This is a genomic window from Paenibacillus sp. P36 (assembly GCF_045866505.1).
Classification (GTDB): domain Bacteria; phylum Bacillota; class Bacilli; order Paenibacillales; family NBRC-103111; genus Paenibacillus_E; species Paenibacillus_E chondroitinus.
This window is the reverse complement of record NZ_AP038372.1, coordinates 5,756,488-5,780,535: the sequence shown is the minus strand read 5'-3', so window position 1 is coordinate 5,780,535 and position 24,048 is coordinate 5,756,488. Positions and strand designations below refer to the sequence as shown.

Below are 24,048 nucleotides of genomic sequence, written 5' to 3'. Positions count from 1 at the left end.
GTGAAGGTGTACAGCGAGATCGTAAAAAATGACAGGGCAGTGTAAGTTCATACAATGTAAAGGCAGCTTGTAAGGAGTAAAATTTAGACAGAGGTCATAGGATTTTGAACACTGCAACAGATCATGGCAATTTCGACGAAAAGTGAGGAGGTATAAGAATAGTATGCATGTCAACTTAGCTTTACAACGACCAGTAATTTGCAGCTCGGAGCGTATGAATGGTGAAGGAAGCCATGCTGTGGATGGAGAAGCGGGCACTTTTTGGCAGCCGCTAAGCACGGATCGAAAGGATGACAATCGCGTTTGGATAACGGTTGATTTGGGAAGTACCGTTTCGTTTAACCAGATCATTTTGAAATTTGCATCGGGTTTCATAAGTGGTTATCAGATCGCCTATTCGCAAGACAACCTCATTTGGCAGGAGGCTTACCGGAAAGATGCTTCTAAAGAAGACATCGGACGTACCAATAAGACCATTTTTCCACGAGTTAATGCCAGATATGTCAAGCTGGAAGCGGAACTTTTCGATCCAGAACGTGATTTTCAATTGGTGGATTTCGGAATTTACGAGATCCCATCGATTCCAAACGGACCTTTGTTAGCAAGTGTTTATGCGAGCAATGCTGAGGGAGATACCTTTGAGCAATGGGATACATTAGCGCTTGTAAAAGGGGGCAGTGCGCGACTTACTATAAAAGGAATCATGACGGATAGGACGGCAGCTGATCTAACACGAGCAGAGGTCGTCACAACTTGCATGAATCCGGAGGTAGTCGTATTGGATGAACTAGGTGCCATGACTGCGCTTAAATCAGGTATTGCTCAAGTCAAAAGCCATGTTACTTTACATGGGGTCACGCAAGAGATCAACCTCTATGTTGACGTTGATGATCCGTCCGAAAGGATAGCAGATCTATGGCTAACGCATCCTTCCCTTGTGATGGAAATCGGGCAACCTGCTCTACTGGCAGCGGACAGCGAATTTCCGGTCCTGCATATTTTGGCTAATAAACGTATGTCGGTGAAGAGCAGTTTGATAAACGATTTAACCGGTGAGGTCATCATCTTTTTACCGGAACGTGAAGTTGAGGCCAACACGGAATGTACGTTTATAATACCTGGTTATGCTTCCCAAGCTGCGCACTATCAATGGCGTATCGAGCTACTACTGAACGGCCATGTTGTAGGTTACGATGCTTTTTATTTTACGATTCTAGATCCCACGGCTTCTGAGGAAGGTCAGAATCAAATTGTTTATCTGAACCAGAACGGCAAGCTTGCCTATGTACCGGATTATAAGGGGAACCGTGTCATCGACTTTTCCAATGCAGGGTATGGAGGTGGGGGAATCCCATTACCGGATGTGCCGATAGTCCTCACCATCGAACCTATTGAAGGCGATAATACGGTACATATTCAGCATGCGCTGGATCGTATCTCAGCCCTGCCCCTTTCTCCAGACGGCTTCCGGGGGGCCGTTCTTCTAAGGAAAGGTATATACCCTGTCAGCGGACAGCTTCGTATTCGTGCGAGCGGAGTCGTATTGCGTGGAGAAGGAGCAGATGAAAAGGGCACACTGCTGTATGCAACAGGGACGATGAAACGCAGTGTGATCGATATCCAGGGAGCATCAGCTCCGGAACTGTTAACAGAGACCTCAGCGTCTATAACGGATCTCTACGTTCCGTCAGGCTCACGCAGCCTCCATGTCGAAGATTCATCCGGCTTTCGTCCGGGTGATACCGTGAAGGTGCTGCGATTTGGGAATGAAAGATGGATTCATGCCATTGGAATGGATTCAATTAGGTCAAGGCCTGTAACAGGAGGGACCGTGCAATGGTCGCCATTTGAACTAGCGTTCGACAGGGTGATCACGCAGATTGACGGCAATTGTATAACACTCGACGCACCTATAGCCAATGCAATAGAACAACGGTGGGGGTCAGGTGAGATCGTCAAATACGATGATGCCGGCCGGATTGAACGGATTGGTGTGGAACATTTGCGGATTGATGTGACTTATGATCCGAGCGTCAAGGAAACGAGCATGGATGGAAATGAGGGAAGTGCGACGTACCTGGCTGATGAAAATCACGCCATCACAGGTGTGTATATAGACCGAGTTAAGCATGCATGGGTTCGCAATGTGGCAGGCTTCCATCTGCAGCATGCTCTCGTGCAAGTTGAGCGTGATACCAAGTGGACGACCGTTCAAGATTGCGCCGTATCCGATTTTATAAGTATAATAACCGGCGGACGCCGTTATTCATTTCATCTTGTTGGCGAATTGGCTTTGGTACAACGTGTTTACTCGGAAGGGGCAAGACATGCTTTTACAGTTGATTCCCGTGTTGCAGGTCCGAATGTATTCTTCGATTGCAAATCCAAACAGGATTATAACACCAGCGAGCCGCATCATCGATGGTCAGTAGGCTGTTTGTATGACAATGTGAATGGTCGCATTCACATTCAAGATAGGGCTTGGTTAGGCAGTGGTCATGGCTGGGCGGGGGCTAACTACGTCACCTGGAATACCCGCAATGAGCTCGTTTCTCAACAACCGCCGACTGCGCAAAATTACGCTTTCGGACATGTGGGGAAGAAGGGGAAAGCGCTGCTGCCTAATGCCTATGATCCTAGACCAAAGAATGATGCTTTTTGGGATAGCTTTGGTACACATGTCAGGCCACGAAGTTTATATTTACAGCAACTAGAAGACCGGATTGGTGCCGAGGCCGATGAAGTAAAATAATTATGGCTGTCCCATACATTCTAAAAAAAGAGGCGATCCCTCAGTCATTAAATGACTTTGGGACAGCCTTTTTTATTTCACCAACCAACTAATCAAGAGACAACGATACGGACTCACCCTGCAGCACATGATGGTCAATCAATGTCTCGGCCGGCACTTCCTCATCGTTAATGCGGCGAATTAATAAATCTGCGAGCTTCGTACCGATTTCGTTCACATTATAGTCCACCGTTGTGAGGGAGGGATTGATATATTTTAGAAACTCAATATTATCGAACCCCATGAGTCCGACTTGGTCGGGCACGCGGATTTTACGCGCTTTCAGCCATTTCAATACCTCCAATGCGTACACATCACTGGAGCAGAGGATGGCGCATTTGCTGTCGATTGTATCCAAGAGTGATTCTAATTCGGTCAAATATTGCTTCTGTGCGATAACGTTAAACCGCATATCCGGAATTTCCGCACAGGCTTGCACGAAACCTTGATATCGCTGTTCGGGCACATAAATATTTTCTTTACCTTTGCGCATCAAGGGAGGGCTTAAATAAATGAGATGGCGGTATCCCTGTTCGGCAAGAAAGGCAACAGAGTCACAGATCGCCTGTTTATCGTTAATCCAAATGTAAGGAAACGGATTGGTAAGCCGGTTGCCGAATGTTACAATCGGTGTGCGTGAACGAAGGAGAAAAGACTCGAACTTTTTGTTGTCATTTGCCGGCAGCAGGGCAATGCCGTCGACACGACGATCCAACAAATTGTTGATATATTCCATTTCGAGCTCCTTGTCGCGATTGGAAAGCACCAAATAGACGATATAGCCTCGTTTCCGAGCTTCAGCCTCGAAGGCATGGAAGAGCTGGGAGAAAATTTGGTTATGGATGTCGAATAACACGATACCGAGAGTTTTTGTATGTCCTTTGACAAGGCTCTGAGCCAAGAAATGCGGTCGGTAGCCAAGCTCTTCAGCGACGCGCATGATCTTATCGCGTGTGTCCGGATGAATGCCGGGACGGTTGTTTAATGCGCGATCTACGGTCCCTCGGGTAACGCCGCACAATTCGGCGATTTGTTTGCTGGTAACGTTCATAGGCATGGACCTCCGTGAAAGGCTCTAGTGGTCTAATCGTAGCTTATCTCGGCGTGCAGGTCAAGATCCGTGCTCGTGAACGTAAAGGGGGGGGCATGCATATAGGCACTAGGAACGAATTTTATTTAAAGCGTTTACAAAATGAAACTTATTTGTTAAGATGAGTTCGTTCACGTGCACGATGCAGGTGAGTGGAGCTCCGATGCAGGATTAGCCGAAGCGGGGGACGCCCCGGATGGCACAGTTGCTTTGTTGCAAATTTTTTTAGTCTTTCCCGTTCACGTGCACGGGTGTGAACATGGACCATGAATCGCAACGTAGAAAGGCATCAGCCGCACCGAATATGCCAATACGGGAGAGCGGCGTCACATTCTTTTAAGGATGGTGTCCTGTATGAAAAAGGTTTGGGTCTTCGTATTAATTTTTGCACTCGGGTGGTCACTTGTCGCATGCAGCTCCAATTCAACACCAGCTTCATCGAAATCAAGCAAAGCGGAATTAACGCTAGTGTGGAGTAAAAATGAAGCCTCTGATGAGCAGTTAACGAATATTTTGGCCGAATTCAATAAGCAAAACCCGGATATCACGGTCAAAAGGGTGGAAGTCGTCAGCAGCGGTTGGGCGGACTATTTCAATAAAATTCAGACGTTGATCGCCGGCGGTAAATCCCCTGACGTCATTCGCGTTGCCATCGAAGGCATTCAAATGTTTGCGAAGCAGGATTTGCTTCTCCCGTTGGATACCTACATGAAAGCCGATCCGGCTGCACTGGACAACTACAATGATTTGCATCCGAAGCTTCAGTCGCCTTTTGTCATCGACAAAAAAACGTACGGTTTTGTTTGGGACTGGAACAATGTCGTGATGCATTTTAATACGGATATGCTCAAGCAAGCTGGCTTGTCTATGCCGAATAAAAGCTGGACGAAGGACGATTTTCTCCAGTACGCGCAGAAGATGACTACGGAAAAAGACGGCAAAAAACAATACGGATTTGCGATTCCGAATTATTATTTTGGCGCCTCTGCGTGGTTGTTTAACAATAACGCTAGCGTACTGAATGATGACATGACAACCAGTAAATTAGACGATCCGAACGCCATCGAAATGATGCAGTTTTTCCAGGACCTCATTTACAAATATAAAGTGGCCCCGGTTCCAGGACCGAAGGATGATCAAATTCAGATGCTCATGAATGGTCAGGTAGCGATGATATCTGCTGGCAAATGGCCATTCGGAACGTATGACAAAAATAAGTTTACGAATATCGATGTGCAGTTCTTGCCGACGTTCAAGACGAACAAAGTGATTTTTGGTTCCGGAGCGTTCCCTGTTCTTAAATCCACCAAATATCCGGAAGCCGCCTACAAGCTTTCAGCTTTCTTGAGCGGTGTCTACTCACAGAAAACGACGCTTTCCAATACTTCAATTCCGACACGCATATCCGTCATGAACGAAGTGCTGCCAAAAACACCGGCTCAAAACTGGAAAGTATACGCAGAAAGCGCCGATGTCGCCAAAGCGGTAGAAGCGCCTATGCAATATGGCGAAATTCAAGGTGTATTCGACCGTCACGTATCGGAGATCCTGTCTAATCAATCCGATGCGGCGACAGCCATGAAAAAGGCCAAACAAGAAATCGACGCTATCCTGAAAAAATGACGCCGAATCGTTGGCAGTCCGTCGGCGATCCGGAGGGATCGCCCGGCTCCACGGTTCATGGGAGGAGTCTAGCGTGGGAACCTATCGCAAGATGTCTAATACTGTTGTCGGCTTGTTATTTCTGGCGCCAGCGTTGCTATTTTTTGTACTCTTCATTGGCGAACCGGTTGTAGCGACTCTATATTTAAGCTTTACCAAATACAACGTGATCACGCCGGCCAAATGGATCGGTTTTGACAATATCAAGCATTTGTTCGCGGATGATCGTTTATGGCTGACGTATGGAAATACGCTCAAATATGTCTTGATTTTAACCCCTATGCATGCGATTCTCGGTTTATTGATTGCTTTGGCGGTCAATCGAAATATCGGCAAAGGGTGGAAATATTTGTACCGTACGATTTTTTATTTCCCCGTACTCGCGACTTCGGCGGCGGTTGCGGTCGCTTGGCAGTTCATTTTCAGCAAGGATTTCGGCATACTGAATTTCTTGTTAGGCAAATTTGGTGTCAGTCCCATTGCCTGGATGCAGTCCCCGCAGTGGGTTTATGTGGCTGTAGCGATCTATAGCTTCTGGAAATTTATCGGTAATGCGTTCCTGTATTACTTAATCGGGCTACAAAGCATACCTGCTGCTCTGTATGAAGCCGCCGAAATTGACGGAGCGAATAAGACACAGCGTTTTTTTTCGATCACGCTGCCCATGCTGTCGCCAACGATTTTCTTTGTTTTGGTGACGACGCTGATTGGAGCGACCCAAATTTTTGATGAGCCGTACCTTATTACGTCAGGTGGACCAGGAGACGCTTCGCGTTCCGTGAATATGTATATTTATGAAGTGGCGTTCCAGCATCATGAGATGGGGTATGCCTCTACACTCTCGCTCAGCTTGTTCTTAATCATCTTATGTGTGACGGTCTTTCAATTTTCGATTAGCAAGAAATGGGTCAACTATGACAGGGATTAAAAGAGGAGTTGATACAAGTGGAGGCTTCCAATCTTCAGGCAGCAGGAACCGGGACTAAAATGGGCGCCATGCGGGGGTTAGGGCCGGGACGCATTCTGCTGGACGGCGTGCTGCTGCTCTTATCCTTTCTAATGCTGACCCCGTTCCTTTGGATCTTCTCCACCTCGCTGCGGCTGCCAAAGGATTCGTTTTCGCTGCCGCCTGCCATCTTTCCGACAGCGTGGCATATTGGCAATTACGCCGAGGTGTTTGCGAAGGTACCGTTTTTCGATTTTATTAGCAACAGTTTAAAAATTTGCTTAATCATCGTGTTGGGACATATTTTTATCTCCAGCATGGCGGCTTTTGCTTTTTCCCGCATCGCTTTTCCGGGACGCAACGCGCTGTTTCTCATATTTCTATCCGGGCTTATGATTCCAGGGCAAGTAACGATCATCCCGCAGTTTATTCTGATGTCGAAGCTGGGTCTTGTTGACACGCATCTGGCGCTTATTTTGCCGGGACTCATTAATCCGTTCGGCATTTTCATGATTCGGCAGACGATGATGTCGATCTCCAGCGCGTATGATGAAGCCGCCTATATGGACGGAGCCAGCCGGATTTGGGTGTTTCTGAAGGTCATTCTCCCGATGTCTTATCCAGCAGTGGCCGTCACTTCGGTTATTAGCTTTATCGGACATTGGAACGATTTTTTCCGGCCGCTTATTTTCCTGAATTCATTTGAGAAAATGACGCTGCCGATCGGGATGACCGCATTAACCGGAGCGTTTGGAACCGGGAACCTTTCCGCCATTCTAGCAGGAGTGACATTGTCGCTCATCGTGCCACTGCTTTTTTACATATTCGGACAAAAATACTTGCTGGATGGCATCACTGCGGGTGGACTTAAAATGTAAGTGAGCACAACGAACAATTTTATATCATGAGGAGTTTGAGGAGGCCGTTCTATGAGTACGAATCAGTCAAATGCGCAATTTGGTATGGAGAAAAATTTTGAATATACAGGTGCCAAAACGAATCAAATCTCGTTTCCGCTTGGTGGGATTGGGACGGGCAGCATTGGTCTAGCCGGGAATGGCCGGCTGATCGATTGGGAGATTTTCAATCGTCCGAATAAGCTGAGCTTTAACGGATTTTCCTTTTTTGCTGTAAAAGCCGAGCGTCAAGGCGAGGTGATCCTGACCAAAGTGTTGAACGGGGATTTGCAGACCCCTTATACCGGCGAAGGAAAAGGGAAGTTCGAGGGCTACGGCTACGGTCCTAGACGGGAGAATATGTCGGGATTCCCGCATTTTAAAAACACGTCGTTTCGTGGAGAATTTCCGTTTGCGGAAATGACATTCGATGATCACGATGATCCCATCCATGTCAAGTTGACGGCTTTCAATCCGTTCATCCCGCTGAACGATCGGGATTCGTCGATCCCGTGTGCCATTTTCGAATATGAAGTGACGAACCGCTCTACGGATGAATTAGATCTCAGCGTGGTAGGCAACTTGACGAACCCTCTTCGCAAAGGAGCCATAAACGAAGCAACGGAAGTAGATGGCAGAAGAGCAATTCGGATGTCTTCTGTTCAGTATAAGGAGGATGAGGCGGATTTCGGCGATTTGACGCTGCTTGTCGATCATGATGACGTCAGTTATCAGTCCTATTGGTTCCGTGGGAGCTGGTTCGATAACTTGACCGTGTTCTGGAAAGATTTCCGCCGACCAGGCCGCTTTCAGGAGCGAAATTATGAAACATCAAGTGAATTAGATCCGAGAAGAGTGCATGAAAAGCACCAGGATGTCGGCTTGCTGAGCGGGCATCGTACAGTACCGCCGGGCGGTAAAGCTACGTTTCGCTTCATCCTTACATGGAGTTTTCCGAATTATGTAAACTTCTGGAACCCGGGCGGCGATCAACTGCCTTCATGGAAAAATTATTATTCGACGCTATTCGAGGATTCGACTGCTACGGCTAAATACGTCATGACGAACTACGATCGGCTCTATGCGGAGTCGCGACTGTTTAAGGATACGTTGTTTGGGTCTACGCTGCCTGATACGGTCGTTGATGCCATTAGCAGCAATATTTCTATTTTAAAATCGCCTACTGTACTGCGTTTAACCGATGGGACTCTGTACGGGTTTGAAGGCGTCCATACGAACGAAGGCTCGTGCGAAGGCTCTTGCACCCACGTATGGAATTACGAGCAAGCAACAGCTTTCCTGTTCCCGGCTCTGGCGCGTTCGATGCGGAAGATCGATTATACGTATGCCCAATTTGAAAATGGGAAAATGGCGTTCCGCCTCATGCTGCCTGCCGAGCGGACAACACGAGATAACAAGTTCAGAGCTGCTGCCGATGGTCAAATGGGCGGCATCATTAAGTCCTATCGCGAATGGAAAGTGTCCGGGGATACAGCGTGGCTGCGCTCTCTGTGGCCTAACATTCGCAAAGCGTTAGAGTTTGCCTGGGAGCCGACCAACGAGGATAAGTGGGATGCCGACAAGGACGGCGTGATGGAAGGGCGGCAGCACCATACGCTCGATATGGAGCTGTTCGGCCCGAATTCCTGGCTGACAAGTATGTACTTGGCGGCTTTGAAAGCTGCAGCCGAGATGGCGAATGCGCTGGGAGAGCCAGAGACAGCGGCGGAGTACGATGCAATCAGGCTCAAAGGATCGGCATGGACGAACGAGCATTTGTTCAATGGGCGTTATTTTCATCAAATGGTTGATCTTAAAGACCGTTCTGTGCTTGAAAAGTATGGTGCAGAAGAGGTGTACTGGAATGAAGAGGCAGGGGAGCATAAATATCAAATCGGTGAGGGCTGCGGCATTGATCAGGTGCTCGGACAGTGGTTTGCTCATCTGGTTGGCTTAGGGTACGTGCTGGATTCGGAGAAAGTAAAACGTGCGGTCCATTCCATCTATGAGAACAACTTTATTGAACAATTAGGCGACCACCCGAATGCTTGCCGCATTTATGGGTTAAACGACGAGGCGGGGCTCGTCATCTGCTCATGGCCTGATGCGAACTCTCCGATTGTGCCAGTTCCTTACGCGGAAGAGTGCATGAATGGCTTTGAATATCAAGCTGCTTGCCATATGATCTATGAAGGATATGTAACGGAAGGGCTGCGTGTGGTGAAGGCGATTCGCGACCGGTATGACGGGGAACGCCGCAATCCGTGGAATGAATTCGAATGCGGCAGCAATTATGCTCGCTCTATGGCTTCTTTCGGTTTACTGCTGGCGCTAAGCGGATTCGAGTATGATATGGTCGAAGGACATATTGGCTTCAGTCCAAAATGGCAGGTAGATGAGTTCAGCAGTTTCTGGAGCTTGAATGACGGATGGGGTGAGTTCCGAAGCACGGATGGACAGCTGGAGCTGGAGGTTAAAATGGGGACACTGACGTTATCCAGCTTCGGCAGCGAATTGCTGAAGGGGCGCGACATTCAGAGCGTCTTGCTTGGAGGGAACGAAGTAGCCGTAGACCATGCGGAAGGGAAAGTATCATTTAATGAAAAGATCACTCTTGATCCGTTATCTACTCTTATCGTAAAGTTTTAGTATCAAGGTAGGTGATTCGTCTATGGAAGCTAATCAAGTTATTCAGTCGGCTGTAGAGCAGCTGCAAAAAGTAGAAGGAATCGCTGCTATCGTGTTAGGCGGTTCACGTGCCTGCGGCACCGAAACACCGGAGTCGGATATTGACATCGGCGTTTACTATCGACCTGAGCAGCCGATTGACATTGCTGCTTTGGAGAAAGCTGCGGAGTCATTGGATGATCAGCACCGCAGCGGTCTTATCACGCCAATCGGCGGTTGGGGACCGTGGATCAATGGCGGCGGCTGGCTTAGCAGCGGCGGCTTTCCCTTGGATGTGCTGTATCGGGATGCCGCGAAAGTGTCAGGCATCATCGAGGATTGCCGGCACGGCCGGATCGATATTCATTATCAGCCGGGCCATCCGCATGGCTTCTGCACATCGATCTACATGGGAGAAGTCGCGCGCTGCCGGCCGCTCTGGGATCCGGAGGGTCTCGTCGCTGAGATGAAGGCCAAGACTTGGCCGTTTCCAGAAGCGCTGCGGCAAGCGACCCTCGCGAAATTTATGTGGGAAGCGGATTTTTCCATCGCTAACGCTAAAAAGGCTTTGGGGCGTAACGATGTTTCTTACGCAGCGGGGCATCTGTTTCGAACGGTAAGCTGCCTCGTTCAAGTATTGTACGCGCGCAATGGGCAGTATTTGCTGAACGAAAAAGGAGCCGTCGCCCAGTGCAGCCAATTTGCAGCAGCACCTGCTGATTTCGAGAAGCGGATCCAGGAGGGATTCGCTTGCCTGACGGCCGATCGCGCGGATTTAACGAGGGCGATTGCTTCTTTTGCGGCGCTTGTCGGTGAGGTACAGGTGATTGCTACGTAGCGGAGCGGGCCAGGCCCGGCAGAACCAACCGAGCAACTTCGAGGATGAGGCAGATTACTACTGCTTAACGCCGATTCCTCCTGCTAGTTGCTGCGATTATTCCACTTTTTTCCTAAGTAGCTGGATTTATTGGTGTTAATTATGCCAAGTATAACCAATTCTCATCTCCTACCGATGATTTAGGTGGAGCTTCTACCGTTATTTCGTTCCTTGCTCTTGAGCAGGGAAGATTAACGGTAGTTTTTCCATCTACCGTAGCTTGCGGCTTCTTAGTGGATTGTCCGCTCGAAGCAATGACAGCATTTTCGGTCAAAGTGAAGAGGCTGCCCATCACACTGACTATTTGCATCACATAGAGGAACCTGAGGGCGTTATTTCTGCCCTATTGTTCCATTTCAAATTCTTGGGGAACTACTCCTTGGTGCCACACTGCACTATATTGCAGTTTTTACAACCAAATGGGAGTTTATCTGGCTTTTTATTCGTCTATGTTGTAGTTTATACAACCATTTCGCATGAAATGGGCACTTTTTTGTCATTTCGGGTTCAAATGATTGTATTTTGTGCAATGAAGATGAGATTGCAGCGTAAAAAGCGTCTGTATGTTGTAAAAAATACAACGGGGAGATGGCTTTAATGTGTTCATCGGGGTGGAGGTGAAGCTGCAACCCAGTGCAGCCAATTTGCAGCAGCTACCTGCTGATTTCGAGAAGCGGATCCAGGAGGGATTTGCTTGCCTGACGGCCGATCGCGTGGATTTAACGAGGGCGATTGCTCTTCTTTTGCGGAGCTTGCCGGTGAGGTATAGGCGATTGCTAAGTAGCGGAGCGGGCTAGGCCCGGCGGAACCAACCGAGCAACTTCGAGGATGAGGCAGATTACTACTGCTTAACGCCAATTCCTCCTGCTATTTGCTGCGATTATTCCACTTTTCTCCTAATTAGCTGGATTTATTGGCGTTAATTATGCCAAGTATAACCAATTCTCGTCTCCTACCGATGATTTAGCTGGAGCTTCTACCGTTATTTCGTTTCTTGTTCTTGAGCAGGGAAGATTAACGGTAGTTTTTCCATCTACCGTAGCTTGCGGCTTCTTTGTGGATTGTCGCTGCACGTCATACATCACATAGCGGAACCTGAGGGCGCTATTTCTGCCCTATCGGTCTGTTTCAAATTTTTGGGGAACTACAGGGCTTTATTTCAACGTTTTTCGGCTGACTTTCAGCCCAATCCGTTGAAATAAGGGACCGTAGTTCCCCTCCGGTGCGTAAAAGGGGCTATTTTGCAGAAATAGCGCCCTGTAGTTCCCCGAGGCCGAGCTTCAACCTCGGCTTCAGGCCCTGGTCCCCGGGCAGGCTCCGCCAGCCGCTCCAGTATAATTTGTCTTTGGCAGGTGAGTGAAAGTTGGCTGATCAGGTGAGTAGTGTGATGGGATGGTGCGACGTGTCTAACATCAAGCCAGCCGGTGTTTAGTCGGTTAGGTTTCGGTGTTTAATCAGTTAGGTATTCTCTTAAAATTTCCTTTATAAAAAGGTTTTGACCTTAGGCAAATTCATGTAAAATATAATTTAGAAATAGAGAGTAATGATAAGGAGAGATTCACTATGGCTGTGTTGGATATTAAGGTTGATGACTTAACGGGTCCTGAGGTAAGGGCATTAATTCTGGAGCATCTGAAAGGAATGTCAGAGCTTTCACCACCGGAAAGCATGCATGCCCTGAATATTGATGGGCTCAAAAAACCGGAAGTTACGTTCTGGAGTGCATGGGACCAAGGACAATTAGCAGGCTGCGGCGCAATGAAAGAACTTGAACCCGGACACGGTGAGATAAAATCCATGCGAACTTCTTCTGCACATCTTAGAAAAGGGGTTGCGAAACAGCTTCTTGAGCACATCATCGGGGAAGCCAAGCGACGTGGTTATCAGCGGTTAAGCCTGGAAACTGGCTCCTTCGAAGCCTTTGAGCCGGCAAGAAAACTGTATGAGAAATCGGGTTTTGAGTATTGCGAGCCGTTTGCGGATTACACCGAAGACCCTCTCAGCTCATTTATGACGTTGAAATTATAGAAAAAAAGGCTGCTGGACCATAGATTAAACAGGTCTGGACAGCCTTTTTTAGTAAATATGAAAGTATAAGTTTTATACTTTGCCTCGCATCTACGCTCGTCCCTGAAAGGACGACGAAGTCGTTTATCCTTGTTCCGCGCTTTAAGGCGTTTTCGAATACACGAAAAATCCGCTTCTTTTTTCCCAACCTGCAGCCGTCCAGAAAGAATGGCCCAATTCATTATTTTCGAGGACAAAAATGTGACATTTCTCAATGCCTATTTCTCTTAGCTGAGCAAGACTCGCTTCTACAAGCCGATGCCCAATCCGTTGTTTGCGATATTCCGGATTTACTGCTAGATGATAGATAAACCCTCTTCTACCATCGTGCCCAGCCAGAATAGTTCCAACGACCTGCTGGTCCGCTTCGCAAACAAAACAAAATCCTTGATTTCGCTGCAGATAGCTCGCGATATTAGGTTTAGAATCCGCCTCACTTAAGACAAGACCCTCAATTTGACTCCAGAGTATAAAGGCTTGATCATAATCCTCAATGGTCATTTCCCGAATAATGGACATCAATCGCTTCTCCTTTGAATCATGGTTTAACTCCATTTGATTATCCTATTCTTGCAGGCAAATTGGAAGAGAGCATTGAAAACTATCGCTATAGTTGTTATTATGTTTTCATACAAGTAACTGTGTGTGACTGGCGGAACATGGGGAACCATGAGGGAGCACATAGATAATCAGCCGTACGCCTGGGCAGAGGTAAGGGGAGATCCCCTTACCTCTTTGCGTTTCAAATTTACTCAAAAGGGATGATTGAAATGTCAGCAGAAACATTAATCTTGGATGGTAACCGGGTCGCAGACGCCATGAAGGCATCACTGAACAACAGAATCAAAAACTTGTCCGATCAAGGCATCGTTCCTTGTTTAGCGACCGTGTTGGTCGGCGACGATCCTGCTTCAGCGACTTACGTACGGATGAAAGGAAACGCATGCAAGCGACTGGGGATTCAATCTATTCGTGTTGTTCTTCCTGAACACACGACTACAGAGGAGTTAATTGCAGCCATTCACAAGCTTAATGATGACAACAGCGTGCATGGGATCTTGTTGCAGCACCCGGTCCCGAAGCATATCGATGAAAGGGCAGCTTTTGAGGCGATTCATATCGATAAAGATGTCGATGGCGTCACGACGTTGGGATTTGCTCAAAATGCTTTTGGATTTGCCGAGTTCCCATCCTGTACGCCGGCGGCGATTATGGCCATTTTAGACTATTATGAAATTCCGGTCGAAGGCAAACATGCGGTTGTTATTGGAAGAAGTCCAATTCTCGGCAAGCCTGTCTCTATGATGCTGCTAAATAAGAACGCAACCGTTACGACCTGCCACTCGAAAACAACGAATTTGGCCGATATCGTGCGTTTGGGAGATATTGTTGTAGCTGCTGTGGGTAAACCTCGATTTGTTCAAGGCGATTGGCTAAAACCAGGCGCAATTGTCTTAGATGCAGGTTACAATCCTGGAAACGTTGGTGATGTTGATTATGAGGCTTGTTGTGAGGTGGCTTCGGCTATTACACCGGTTCCTGCCGGGGTTGGTCCAGTGACCATTGCAACTTTGCTCAAACATACGGTCGATGCGGCTGAAAACATAGCAATCAAGCGATAAGCGTAATGCGCCCCGAGCCTGCAAGTTTTGTAAACATCATATTTTCACCAACAACTGGTCATACTAGTGGATCTAGAGTAAAGAGGTGAAATCATGTTATTTAACATTATTGCAGGCTTTGTAATCCCCTGGGTGTTTGGCATTTATTTGTATCGAAAGTCTCGAACTATTGTGTTATTAATTTTTCCGATTACTGTCGTTATATCTGGCTTAATCAACGATACAGGGTACTATTTGGAATTTTGGGATTTCACCCCCTTGATTGAGAATGATGAGACGCTTTCTGCACTGCCGCTTGATATTGGGCTTTATCCCGTTATGGCCGGTTATTTGATTTATTGGATTCGAAAAAATAATCGGCATACGCTTTTGAAAATAGGCTGTTTTTGCTTGGCTACGACTGCGTTGGAATATTTGGCGTTTATTTTTGGAAAAGTAGAATACAGCAATCATTGGAATATTGGTTGGACCTTTGTATCTTATCTACTTGCATATAGCCTAGTCTATTTGTATTACAGGCTTTTGGTAAGATACGGTTATTGGAAATGAAAAACGTTTAATTGCTCTTCGGGCCAGCGGCCAGAGGGAGTTGTTAAGCGTTTTTTTGTTGTTTTCCCATGAGGAATAATTTGGATCAACCTGCTAAAAATATTTCTGAACGATTTGAAAAGGGGGCAACCGATGAAAATTAAAATGTTGTTCATTAGCCTGGTGATATCAGTCTTATGCGCTAATGTCGGATATGCTGAACCAAGGCAATCTATACAAGCTGGGTTTGTGCGCGGCGGCGATCTATGGGTCAAAAAAGACGATAAGGAGCTGCAAGTTACGCTACATCAAAAGGTAAGCGAGCCCAAATGGTCGGCAGATGGAAAGTTCATTGCCTACTCACTTGCTCTTGGCGAACAGCAGCATGAGATATGGGTGTACAGCTTGGAGGCGAAAAAACATAACCGCGTCTATCCAGGCGGCGACAATTTTCAGTGGTCTCCCAATCGGAATGATCTTGCTTTTAAAATAGATGGCGTTCTGAATACCGCAAAGATTGGCCGCGATAAAGTGGAACCCTTTAAGAATGTAACTCTGGGTGTGGATAACTACTCATGGGTACCTGATGGCAGTGGATTTCTGGTATCTTCACCTGCTCAGCTGCGGCCATCCGGTTGGACGAATGTGGAATTGTATATGGTTCCGGCCGACGCCAAAATGGATCCCAACAAGAGTAAGCATTTTTATACGCTTCCTACGGAGTCACCTGGCTTTTTCGCTGTTGGCACAAGCTTATTCAAATGGTCCAGTGATAAAAAGTGGATCTCTTTTACCGCGCATCCAACGGCATCTTTGTCGGCGGACGGCAATGCGTTATGCGTGTTGTCTTCGGATGGCGAACAGTTCCAGCAATTGGATAACATGCTTCACTACCCGCAATGGTTTGCTTGGTCGCCTACGAAGGCAAGGCTCGCCTATATTGCAGGGGAAGGCCGAGTTGCGGTGCAGAATAAGCATTTGAAGCTCAAGGATTTGCCCGCTCTGAAGCCGGCTTCTTATACGCCTCAAGGATATGCGGATCGTGATTTTACATGGGAAAACGATCGCATGATCATTGTTTCTAGGTCGAAGGAATCCAAAGAGGATGCTGTATGGCCGCTTCCCGCTTTATATCAGCTGAGCCTTTCAAATAAAGAGCAGAAGCAGCTCACACATCCTCCGGAAAAAAACGGAGACTTCGGTCCGTACATGTTAAGGAAGAGTAATAGACTAACCTGGATCCGCTCAGACGGAAACCATGCGGAAGTATGGAGCTCGAATCCGGATGGAAGCAAAGCGGAGATCTGGATTTCCCAGTTGGATGTAGGCGTTCCTTATTATGGATGGAGTAACTGGAGCGCCGTTTTAGCTTGGTATGACCCTCATCGATAGCGTCAATTTACATGCTGCCCGTTCGCTTTTCCAGCGTTCGGGTTGTTGTATTTTTATAAGATTTGGAATAACATTAAACGATAAATGATATGGTTAATCTCCAAGAAAAGGACTTCCAGATGAACGAAATATCGCTTGATTTTCTGACGATTTTATTACCGTCCTATATGTTTTTTTATATGGCTATTTCAATGTATGCCCGGAATAAACAAAATCTGGTGAACCGCGTGGCCTCGCTGCTTATGCTTTCATTACTCTTTTATTTTCTAGGTGAATATATCAAGACAGCGCTTTTTCCGAAGTATGAGAGTTTGATTGTGCTTTTTTGGAATGCTCCTATGCTGCTATTAACGATTAGCAACCTTGTGCATCTTAGTGTGCTTGTTGCGGGTAAGACGAGTTCGACAATAAGACAATTTGTCTTATGGATATATGTGACTCCACTGCTTTCTTTGGCGTTGATGCTGCTGATTTTTGGTCCTCAACATCTCTATCAGCCAAGGGTAGATGGACCTAGTCCTTTAAGTCCGCTTATGCTTGGTTTAGCGGTTTTTTTTGTAGGAAGTTATATTTTATTATCCGTAGGTATTTTGTTAATTGCCTGGTTGACTACCCAACTTGTGAAGCGTAAAAAGATGCTCATAAGGCTTTTAGCGGGATTACTATCGCTATTTGCCTGGATACTTATTGTGACTTTCCTTCTGTCTCTAGCAGTTATTACGAGTTCAGTCTCTATTGCTCTTTATTTTTCCGGAACTCTTCTGTGGGTGGTGTCGCTTAGAAGGCTCATTACGAAATACGACTTTTTGCCCAGTTACCGCGATCTGTTTCACACTTTGTTCCAATCCGCTCCGACCGCAATCTTCCTTCTGGATCTAGCGGGGATTGTCAAAGAGATGAATCCGCGCGCGAAGAGTTTGTTTGGCTTACTTACGGAAGACATGGAGCGCATTGATGTGATCTCAAGTCTATCTTTTTACGATGATACGAGTTTCAAAGAGCGGTGGAACGAGTTTCAGATGAATGAAACCAAGAATAGGCAGTGGGAAATGAAACTGAACATTCAAGATCAGGCGCAGTTGGATATGATTGTCAGCATGGAGAATATCGAAGGGGCGGAGGAAGGGATGGTCATCCTGAATATGACGGACATCACCTCCCTGAAAGCTACGGAACGCCAGCTGGTTGAGTCGGAAAGGAAGTATCGCCATTTGGCTTACCATGATCCCCTCACGGGTCTTTTGAATCGGGCTGCCGTGCAGGAGCATGCGAACCTTAAAATAGCTGTGGGCGAGCCGTTCGCACTCATTCTAATAGACTTGGATAATTTCAAAACCGTGAACGATACGCATGGGCACTTGATTGGCGATGACTATTTAAAGCATATCGCGGATTTGTTGGAACTGCATGCAAGGCCAGGAGATCTAGCGGGAAGAATCGGCGGGGACGAATTTGTCCTGTTGATGCCTTTCGATTCGGCCCACATGCAAGTGTACGAGGAAGCACATTCTCGCTTATCCCCGCTTTCTGCCAATCCTTTTCGCATCCATCAGAAGTCGATTCCCGTTTCTTTTAGCGCTGGAGTGAGTCTATTCGCCGACCATGCTTCGGATCTTACAGGGTTGCTGCAAAAGGCGGACGAGGCCATGTATGAGGTGAAGAGGAGCGGGAAGAATGCCATTTCTGTAGCGAGTAACGGAGTAAGTCATACGAAATAAACAGAGGCTGTCTCACAAGGTAAATTACCTTCTGGGCAGCCTTTTTGTTTTTGAAATAGTTTACATAAACTTTATATGTTCAATAAAAAGTCACAAATGAGCATGCAAATTATCCTGCATATGCAAAATTAACATGAGAAAAATTGACCAATGCAAGCGTTCTATCCCTTCGATTTTGCGTAAAAAGGACTAAATGAATACGAGTGTATGTGAAAATTCGTCATTCATTTTTACAAATTCAACATGTTTCCGTTCTTTTGAATGTATTGAACGAAACTTTGTTAAGTCGTATAGTACCGTATTGTAAAAAAGGTTAGTAAGGAGGGTAAAAGAAGTAGGAAAAAGTATTGTTCAGTAGATTAAGCGCTTCATCTATATTTTATTCTTATAGCTGCTCGTAATCGTTTTACACGATTGAAGGGAGAGAAGTATGAAAAGATTCATTAGAAACAAAAAAATTCCAGCAATGCTGCTGGCAATCGCGACGGTACTGAATGTATCAAGCATTGGCGCTTTGACGGCCCATGCAGCTCCACCGGGCGAGGTCAACGTACTGAGAAGCGAGAAAGTGTCCTCCGGCGTCCACTTTACTACGGAGGAATACAGCAACTACTATAAACCGAACAATCGCGTAGTCGTTAACCGTCTGGATATTAAACCGAACGATCCAAACACGAAGATCATCACGGCCAAGGCGTACGATACGATCAGCGCCGTGGAAACAATTGGCGATCAGGCAAACAGGGAAATATTGAAAGGCAATCAAGTCATTGCCGGAGTTGACGGCGATTTTTACGATATCAGTGGGACATCCGGAAATCCGCTTGGGTTAATGATAAAGGACGGCGAGCTGATTGTAAGCCAGATGCCAGGCGATAATGATCGCATCAGTTTTTATATGGATAACGCTAATAAGCCCGATATTAAAGAAATTCATGCTGAAGGAAAATTCACGGTTACGGGGGCCGTTTACGACGTAAACCTGCTTAACCGAAACCAAGCTGTCAATAACGCTTTAGTCATCCATACGAGCAAAATTACGAAAACACGTAAAATGACGCATAACTACGATGCGGACAAAGGCAAGTCCGTGTTCGCGTTGATCCGCGTGGGCAACAATTTCGATGGCGTTCATCCGGGGCAAACTTACACGGGTACCGTCGTTAACGTAACATCGACGGAAGGCTTTGATATTCCCGACGACTCCGTCGTTCTGGAAGGCGTAGGCACGTCGAAGCCGATCGTTCAGGCGTTGCAGACTAACGCCGAGGTTAGCTTTAAATACGATTTACACGTAGGCAATGATGCCGCGAACCAAGATATTTTGAACAACGATATCGTGACTTCGATCACCTCTAACGCTTGGCTTGTTCGTGACGGCGTAGCGGTGGATGGCGGAGATCCGGTCGCTAACGCGCGCACAGCATTAGGCATGAAGGCAGACGGAAGCCTTATTGTGGTAACCGTAGACAAACCAAGCTCTAGTTATTCGGGAAGCGTTGGAACAGGTCTTCCTGATCTTGGTAAATATTTACAAGAAGCGGGAGCCATCAATGCGTTGAATCTGGACGGCGGCGGTTCAACAGAGATGATCGCACGTCAAGCAGGCAGTGATCGTCCGGTAACCATTAGCCATCCTGGCGATGTCAATGGCTCGAGACTCGTGTCCAGCTCCTTGTTATTTGTCAGCACGGCGACGAAAGGCACGACGGTCGGCAACGTGGTTGTCGATAAGAACGTGACGCTTTACACCGGTTCGAAATACGATTTCTCCTATCGTTTGGCGGATGAATTCGGCAATCCAATCTCAAACGGCAATAGTTCAGCATCTTGGGCATCGACCATTGGAAGTGTCGACCCGAACGGCCATTATATTGCGAATACCGGAATCGGCACGGGAGAAGTTTCCGCGACAGTCGATAACGTAAAGGGAAGCGCAAAAGTGTCGGTCGTGGATGCTGTGGCTACTATTGCTTTGACGAGCACCAACGTAGTTTTGAACAATAATGCGAAAAAGCAATTCGGATTTGTCGCTACCGATGCAAGTGGGGCGCAGGTTTACATTGACCCCTCTGTGGCAACGTGGAGCCTCTCAGGCAGTATCGGTACTGTGAGCGAAAGCGGTTTGGTCACATCTAACGATAGTAACGGAACGGCAACGCTTACGGCAACGGTTGCGGGTAAGACGTTAACTACACAAGTTACGGTCGGCATCAAAGAGCAGGTCATCGACAATTTCGAGAAGTACCCGATAGAAAATTACCATCTAGGCGGCTACGCTTATGGCAATGTAGATCAATACGCAGGAAGCGCCGGAACGAGCCCTTACTTGAGTCTATCCACGACGGTCAAACATTCAGGCGACAAAAGCTTCAAAATGAGCTATGACACATCCAAATGGACGAATAGAAGCTTGAACGGAACAATGAACTTGTTTCCGCATTGGTCCAGCGTGGCGCAAATGGACGCAACGTACAAGACCGACGTATACCCGAAGAGATTCGGCATGTGGGTATACGGGGACGGCAAAGCTCCTTGGTTGAGGGCGATTTTTAGAGATGGCAATTCCTCGAACAAGACGCTCGACCTGACCACGGAGACGGATGATATAAACTGGGTTGGATGGAAGTATATAGAAGTGCCTATCCCTGAGGGCTGGGCGCTGCCGATTCGTCTTAACTATGTGTATATGGTTGAGACAATAAAATCGAAACCGGCATATTCCGGAACGGTCTATTTCGATGATATGAAATTTATTTATACGGACGAGGTTACGGATGTTAGCGGTCCGGAGTTTACCGAGATAAGTCCTTCTTCGGATGGCTTGTTCAGCAGTACCCTTGATTTCTCGACGACGATTACCGATAGTCTCTCCGGGGTAGACGAGAACAGAATCACGGTTAAAATCAATGACGTGGATTATAAGGATTACACTTACGATAAAGCCACCGGTCGTCTTAGCTTCAAGTTGGAGAATCTAACCCAAGGGGACTACAGAGTATTCGTAGACGCCTACGACAAAGCGTTAACCCCCAACGAATCCGTTCCATATATCGACAAAACGTATCATGTGGATTTGACTCCGGACGAGGAAGCTCCGACGATGACAGACGTAACTCCTACGAAGGACGTCAAAGTCAAAATTCCGACGCCGAGGGTCACGTTCAAACTATTGGACAGCAAATCGCAAGTAGATCCGGAGAGCATCTCCGTTAGGATGAATAATATCGAGCTGCCTGTGTATTACGACGCCGACACAGGTTGGGGATATGCCGAACCGACAAGCGACTTGGCGAATGGTGAATATGCCCTGAGAATCAATGCTCGGGATAAAGCCGGGAACGCCATGGCGACTTATAAGGATCAATTGACTTTGGCCTCGATTCCGCAACCGCAAGATGGAGATAACTTCAAAATCTCGCTGATTCCGGATACGCAAGGCAACGCGTTTACCGATAAATTGTTCGCTAAGGTTGCAGCGGATGATACTTCATTAGTCATGCATATGGGCGATATCGTAGATGACGGCTCTCAACTGCAATACGATCAAGCATCGGATTTCGTCAACAAGTATTTCGGGGCCGCAGATTCTAAACCGTTCTTCGTATTGGCGGGTAATCATGAAGCGTTCCAGAACACCTTGGATATCTACTATAAGAAATTCGGTTCTCCGACGATGCATTTCAATTATGGAAATACGCTGATCATCATGTTGAATTCGGCATATATCCAAAGTCTTACCTTGTCGGATTCCACCCAGTTCCATTGGTTGGAAGAAGTTTTGAAGAAAAATACGAAGAAAAACATTATCGTTCTTGACCATGTGATTACGCGCGACGCATTCGGCACCAAACATGAAATGGATCCGAAGGACGCCGCGAAATACGAGTCTATTCTAAGCAATTACAAGCTCGAGCATCCAGATGCGGATATCTACAGTATTTTCGGACATTTGCATTCTCTTCAAACTTGGGATGTCGGCGGAGTCAAATACATCATTACCGGTAACGGTGCCGACAAGACGTATCTCCCGCATAGCGATGGAGATTTGTTGGGTACAGGTAAGATGACGGTTTCGGGCGGCAAAATGGCGTATACTTTCGATCCTCTCTTGACGAAGGTTTACATTACTAACGAAGCGATTATTTCGGGCAAAATGAACACGGTAATCGGATCCCAAGTCCAAATGGATTTGTTCGGGGACTTCAGGGAGTATCCTGCTAATTACTTGACTCAAATCAATAATCGCAAATTAGTTGGGATTGACTGGAAATCCAGCAACCAAGACGTAGCTTCCGTGGATACAAATGGCGTTGTCACTTCAAAGTCTTCCGGTACGGCAATCATTACGGCAACATCCGGCGGAAAGAGTAATTCGATTTCGGTCGAGACAGTTAAGCCGACGGACGTCCAACCGGTCAAGCTTGAATTGTCCGTTCCTGCGGAAACGGAAGTCGGTGATACATTCATCCCGACGATTAAAGCGACTAACGCTTACGGCGTGGTTTACGCCCTTGACGCGAAGGACGTTACCTTCAGCTTCAAGAACGGAAAAGCACACATGCAAGATGAGGGAGTTATCATTGCGGATGCCGAAGGCGATGAAGAGATTACAGCTACGTTTAGCGGTTTGAATGCCACAGCCATCGCGAAAATCATTCCTAAGCCGCCTACGCCTCCGGCATCAGGCCATGAGGATTCAGGCAATGGCAACCTGGGTAATTCCGGTCCGATCGTGATCGCTCCTCCGACGAAACCGAATGTCGATCTCACCAAGGACAGCATCGTGAAATCCGGCGTCTTCGCGGAGCTCGCGAAAGACAAGAACGCGACGATGACGTTCGAAGGTAACGGCTACAAATGGAAAGTCAATGGCTCTGACATTACGAATCCTAATGCTGACGTAGACTTGGGAGTTAACGTCAAAAATCAAGCTCCCGCAGGGAAAGTTTCGACGCCAGTTCAAGTCAATACAAAGAAAGTTGTTATGGGCTTGTCTCTCAACCAAAACGGAGCTCTTCCGGGGAAAATGACACTTGAGATCCCGACGAGCCAAGAGCAAGCGGGGAAAAAGCTGTTCTTCTACGCGGTAAATTCCGCGGATCAAGCTCCTGTACTCGTATCCGAGCTTACTGTAGACGAAAACGGAAACGTAGCGATTCCGTTCACAACGACAACAGCAGCTGAGTACATGCTGACATCGCAAAAAATTCTTGATTTTAAAGATGCGGATGAGCACTGGGCAAAATCGGATATTTATTATCTGACTGGCAAAGACATTATCAGCGGAGTAAGCGACAATGAGTTCTCCCCGAATAATGAAATTACGCGTGGCGAATTTGTAAAACTTATCGCAGGTGCCGCTGGTGCTGATGTCTCCGCATATACAAACAGTACATTCGCGGATGTTAAGTCAACCGATTGGTATGCGCCGTATGTTGCATGGGCGGAGAAAAATAAAGTCGTCAATGGGATCGACGCAGAATCTTTTGCTCCAAATGCGAACATCTCCAGGGAACAAATGGCTGTCATCCTGATCCGATTAACCAATCTCGTTGGATATAAGTTGGAAAGCAACGTAACACCGAATCAGTTCGGGGACGAAGCAAGTATTTCCTCTTATGCGGTTGAAGCGGTGAAATTCGCGCAGCAAGCCGGGATTATTAACGGATTGCCGAACAACCAATTTGCACCTGCTAAGAGTGCAACTAGAGCTGAGGCAGCTAAAATGCTAGCGACACTGCTCAAAGCAATGGAAAATAAAAAATAATTATTTTGCAACGATCGCTCTC

16 protein-coding genes and 1 riboswitch are annotated in these 24,048 nt (G+C 47.0%); of the genes, 13 read left to right on the top strand and 3 right to left on the bottom strand.

What is annotated here, in order from left to right:
- The first annotated feature begins 163 nt into the window (after positions 1–163).
- Positions 164–2,752, top strand: coding sequence for a discoidin domain-containing protein (locus tag ACKTT9_RS26100; RefSeq protein ID WP_407868186.1), 2,589 nt, complete (start codon positions 164–166; stop codon positions 2,750–2,752).
- An 88-nt stretch (positions 2,753–2,840) separates the two neighbouring features.
- On the opposite strand, the gene ACKTT9_RS26095 is transcribed toward ACKTT9_RS26100, so the two are convergent.
- A complete protein-coding gene (locus ACKTT9_RS26095; protein ID WP_181646056.1) occupies positions 2,841–3,842 on the bottom strand; it encodes a LacI family DNA-binding transcriptional regulator in 1,002 nt (333 codons plus the stop codon).
- Positions 3,843–4,235: 393 nt separating this feature from the next.
- On the opposite strand from ACKTT9_RS26095, the gene ACKTT9_RS26090 reads away from it, so the two are divergent.
- The 5 genes from ACKTT9_RS26090 to ACKTT9_RS26070 all read left to right on the top strand — a co-directional run bounded on the left by ACKTT9_RS26090 (position 4,236) and on the right by ACKTT9_RS26070 (position 10,890).
- Positions 4,236–5,504: an ABC transporter substrate-binding protein gene (locus ACKTT9_RS26090; protein ID WP_407868185.1), complete on the top strand. Its 1,269-nt coding sequence runs from the start codon at positions 4,236–4,238 to the stop codon at positions 5,502–5,504.
- Positions 5,505–5,577: 73 nt separating this feature from the next.
- Entirely contained in the window at positions 5,578–6,471 is an 894-nt protein-coding gene (locus ACKTT9_RS26085) for a carbohydrate ABC transporter permease (protein ID WP_407868184.1), read from the top strand.
- Between the two features lie 17 nt (positions 6,472–6,488).
- On the top strand, positions 6,489–7,367 hold the full coding sequence (locus ACKTT9_RS26080; RefSeq protein WP_407868183.1) for a carbohydrate ABC transporter permease: 879 nt from the start codon (positions 6,489–6,491) through the stop codon (positions 7,365–7,367).
- Positions 7,368–7,418: 51 nt separating this feature from the next.
- Positions 7,419–10,034, top strand: a complete 2,616-nt coding sequence (locus tag ACKTT9_RS26075) for a GH116 family glycosyl-hydrolase (RefSeq protein ID WP_407868182.1) — start codon at positions 7,419–7,421, stop codon at positions 10,032–10,034.
- Between the two features lie 22 nt (positions 10,035–10,056).
- Entirely contained in the window at positions 10,057–10,890 is an 834-nt protein-coding gene (locus ACKTT9_RS26070; protein ID WP_407868181.1) for a nucleotidyltransferase domain-containing protein, read from the top strand.
- A gap of 139 nt (positions 10,891–11,029) precedes the next feature.
- Here the strand turns inward: ACKTT9_RS26070 and ACKTT9_RS26065 are convergent, their stop codons facing one another.
- Positions 11,030–11,239 carry a hypothetical protein gene (locus tag ACKTT9_RS26065; protein WP_407868180.1) on the bottom strand — a complete coding sequence of 70 codons (210 nt, stop codon included), beginning with the start codon at positions 11,237–11,239 and terminating at the stop codon, positions 11,030–11,032.
- A 289-nt stretch (positions 11,240–11,528) separates the two neighbouring features.
- Here ACKTT9_RS26065 and ACKTT9_RS26060 point away from each other — a divergent pair, with 289 nt between their 5' ends.
- Both ACKTT9_RS26060 and ACKTT9_RS26055 read left to right on the top strand, forming a co-directional pair.
- Positions 11,529–11,726, top strand: coding sequence for a hypothetical protein (locus ACKTT9_RS26060; protein ID WP_407868179.1), 198 nt, complete (start codon positions 11,529–11,531; stop codon positions 11,724–11,726).
- A gap of 775 nt (positions 11,727–12,501) precedes the next feature.
- Complete coding sequence (locus tag ACKTT9_RS26055; protein WP_407873114.1) at positions 12,502–12,957, top strand: GNAT family N-acetyltransferase; 456 nt, start codon at positions 12,502–12,504, stop codon at positions 12,955–12,957.
- 141 nt (positions 12,958–13,098) lie between these two features.
- Here the strand turns inward: ACKTT9_RS26055 and ACKTT9_RS26050 are convergent, their stop codons facing one another.
- Positions 13,099–13,515, bottom strand: coding sequence for a GNAT family N-acetyltransferase (locus tag ACKTT9_RS26050; protein ID WP_407868178.1), 417 nt, complete (start codon positions 13,513–13,515; stop codon positions 13,099–13,101).
- Between the two features lie 116 nt (positions 13,516–13,631).
- Positions 13,632–13,710: riboswitch (ZMP/ZTP riboswitch) on the top strand.
- 56 nt (positions 13,711–13,766) lie between these two features.
- Between ACKTT9_RS26050 and ACKTT9_RS26045 the strand changes: the two genes are divergently transcribed.
- The 5 genes from ACKTT9_RS26045 (at position 13,767) to ACKTT9_RS26025 (ending at position 24,026) form a co-directional block, all read left to right on the top strand.
- On the top strand, positions 13,767–14,618 hold the full coding sequence (locus ACKTT9_RS26045; protein WP_407868177.1) for a bifunctional 5,10-methylenetetrahydrofolate dehydrogenase/5,10-methenyltetrahydrofolate cyclohydrolase: 852 nt from the start codon (positions 13,767–13,769) through the stop codon (positions 14,616–14,618).
- A gap of 93 nt (positions 14,619–14,711) precedes the next feature.
- Positions 14,712–15,167 (top strand): CBO0543 family protein, encoded by a 456-nt coding sequence (locus ACKTT9_RS26040; protein WP_407868176.1) that lies wholly within the window; start codon positions 14,712–14,714, stop codon positions 15,165–15,167.
- A 132-nt stretch (positions 15,168–15,299) separates the two neighbouring features.
- Positions 15,300–16,538 (top strand): TolB family protein, encoded by a 1,239-nt coding sequence (locus tag ACKTT9_RS26035; RefSeq protein ID WP_407868175.1) that lies wholly within the window; start codon positions 15,300–15,302, stop codon positions 16,536–16,538.
- A gap of 119 nt (positions 16,539–16,657) precedes the next feature.
- A complete protein-coding gene (locus ACKTT9_RS26030; protein ID WP_407868174.1) occupies positions 16,658–18,256 on the top strand; it encodes a diguanylate cyclase in 1,599 nt (532 codons plus the stop codon).
- A gap of 430 nt (positions 18,257–18,686) precedes the next feature.
- Positions 18,687–24,026: an S-layer homology domain-containing protein gene (locus ACKTT9_RS26025; RefSeq protein ID WP_407868173.1), complete on the top strand. Its 5,340-nt coding sequence runs from the start codon at positions 18,687–18,689 to the stop codon at positions 24,024–24,026.
- Positions 24,027–24,048: the final 22 nt, after the last annotated feature.

Bases quoted from the DNA above. Each gene is read 5' to 3' on its own strand.
- ACKTT9_RS26100 (WP_407868186.1), top strand. From the start codon at position 164: ATGCATGTCAACTTAGCTTTACAACGACCAGTAATTTGCAGCTCGGAG.
- ACKTT9_RS26095 (WP_181646056.1), bottom strand. From the start codon at position 3,842: ATGAACGTTACCAGCAAACAAATCGCCGAATTGTGCGGCGTTACCCGA.
- ACKTT9_RS26090 (WP_407868185.1), top strand. From the start codon at position 4,236: ATGAAAAAGGTTTGGGTCTTCGTATTAATTTTTGCACTCGGGTGGTCA.
- ACKTT9_RS26075 (WP_407868182.1), top strand. From the start codon at position 7,419: ATGAGTACGAATCAGTCAAATGCGCAATTTGGTATGGAGAAAAATTTT.
- ACKTT9_RS26070 (WP_407868181.1), top strand. From the start codon at position 10,057: ATGGAAGCTAATCAAGTTATTCAGTCGGCTGTAGAGCAGCTGCAAAAA.
- ACKTT9_RS26065 (WP_407868180.1), bottom strand. From the start codon at position 11,239: ATGCAAATAGTCAGTGTGATGGGCAGCCTCTTCACTTTGACCGAAAAT.
- ACKTT9_RS26050 (WP_407868178.1), bottom strand. From the start codon at position 13,515: ATGTCCATTATTCGGGAAATGACCATTGAGGATTATGATCAAGCCTTT.
- ACKTT9_RS26045 (WP_407868177.1), top strand. From the start codon at position 13,767: ATGTCAGCAGAAACATTAATCTTGGATGGTAACCGGGTCGCAGACGCC.
- ACKTT9_RS26040 (WP_407868176.1), top strand. From the start codon at position 14,712: ATGTTATTTAACATTATTGCAGGCTTTGTAATCCCCTGGGTGTTTGGC.
- ACKTT9_RS26035 (WP_407868175.1), top strand. From the start codon at position 15,300: ATGAAAATTAAAATGTTGTTCATTAGCCTGGTGATATCAGTCTTATGC.
- ACKTT9_RS26030 (WP_407868174.1), top strand. From the start codon at position 16,658: ATGAACGAAATATCGCTTGATTTTCTGACGATTTTATTACCGTCCTAT.
- ACKTT9_RS26025 (WP_407868173.1), top strand. From the start codon at position 18,687: ATGAAAAGATTCATTAGAAACAAAAAAATTCCAGCAATGCTGCTGGCA.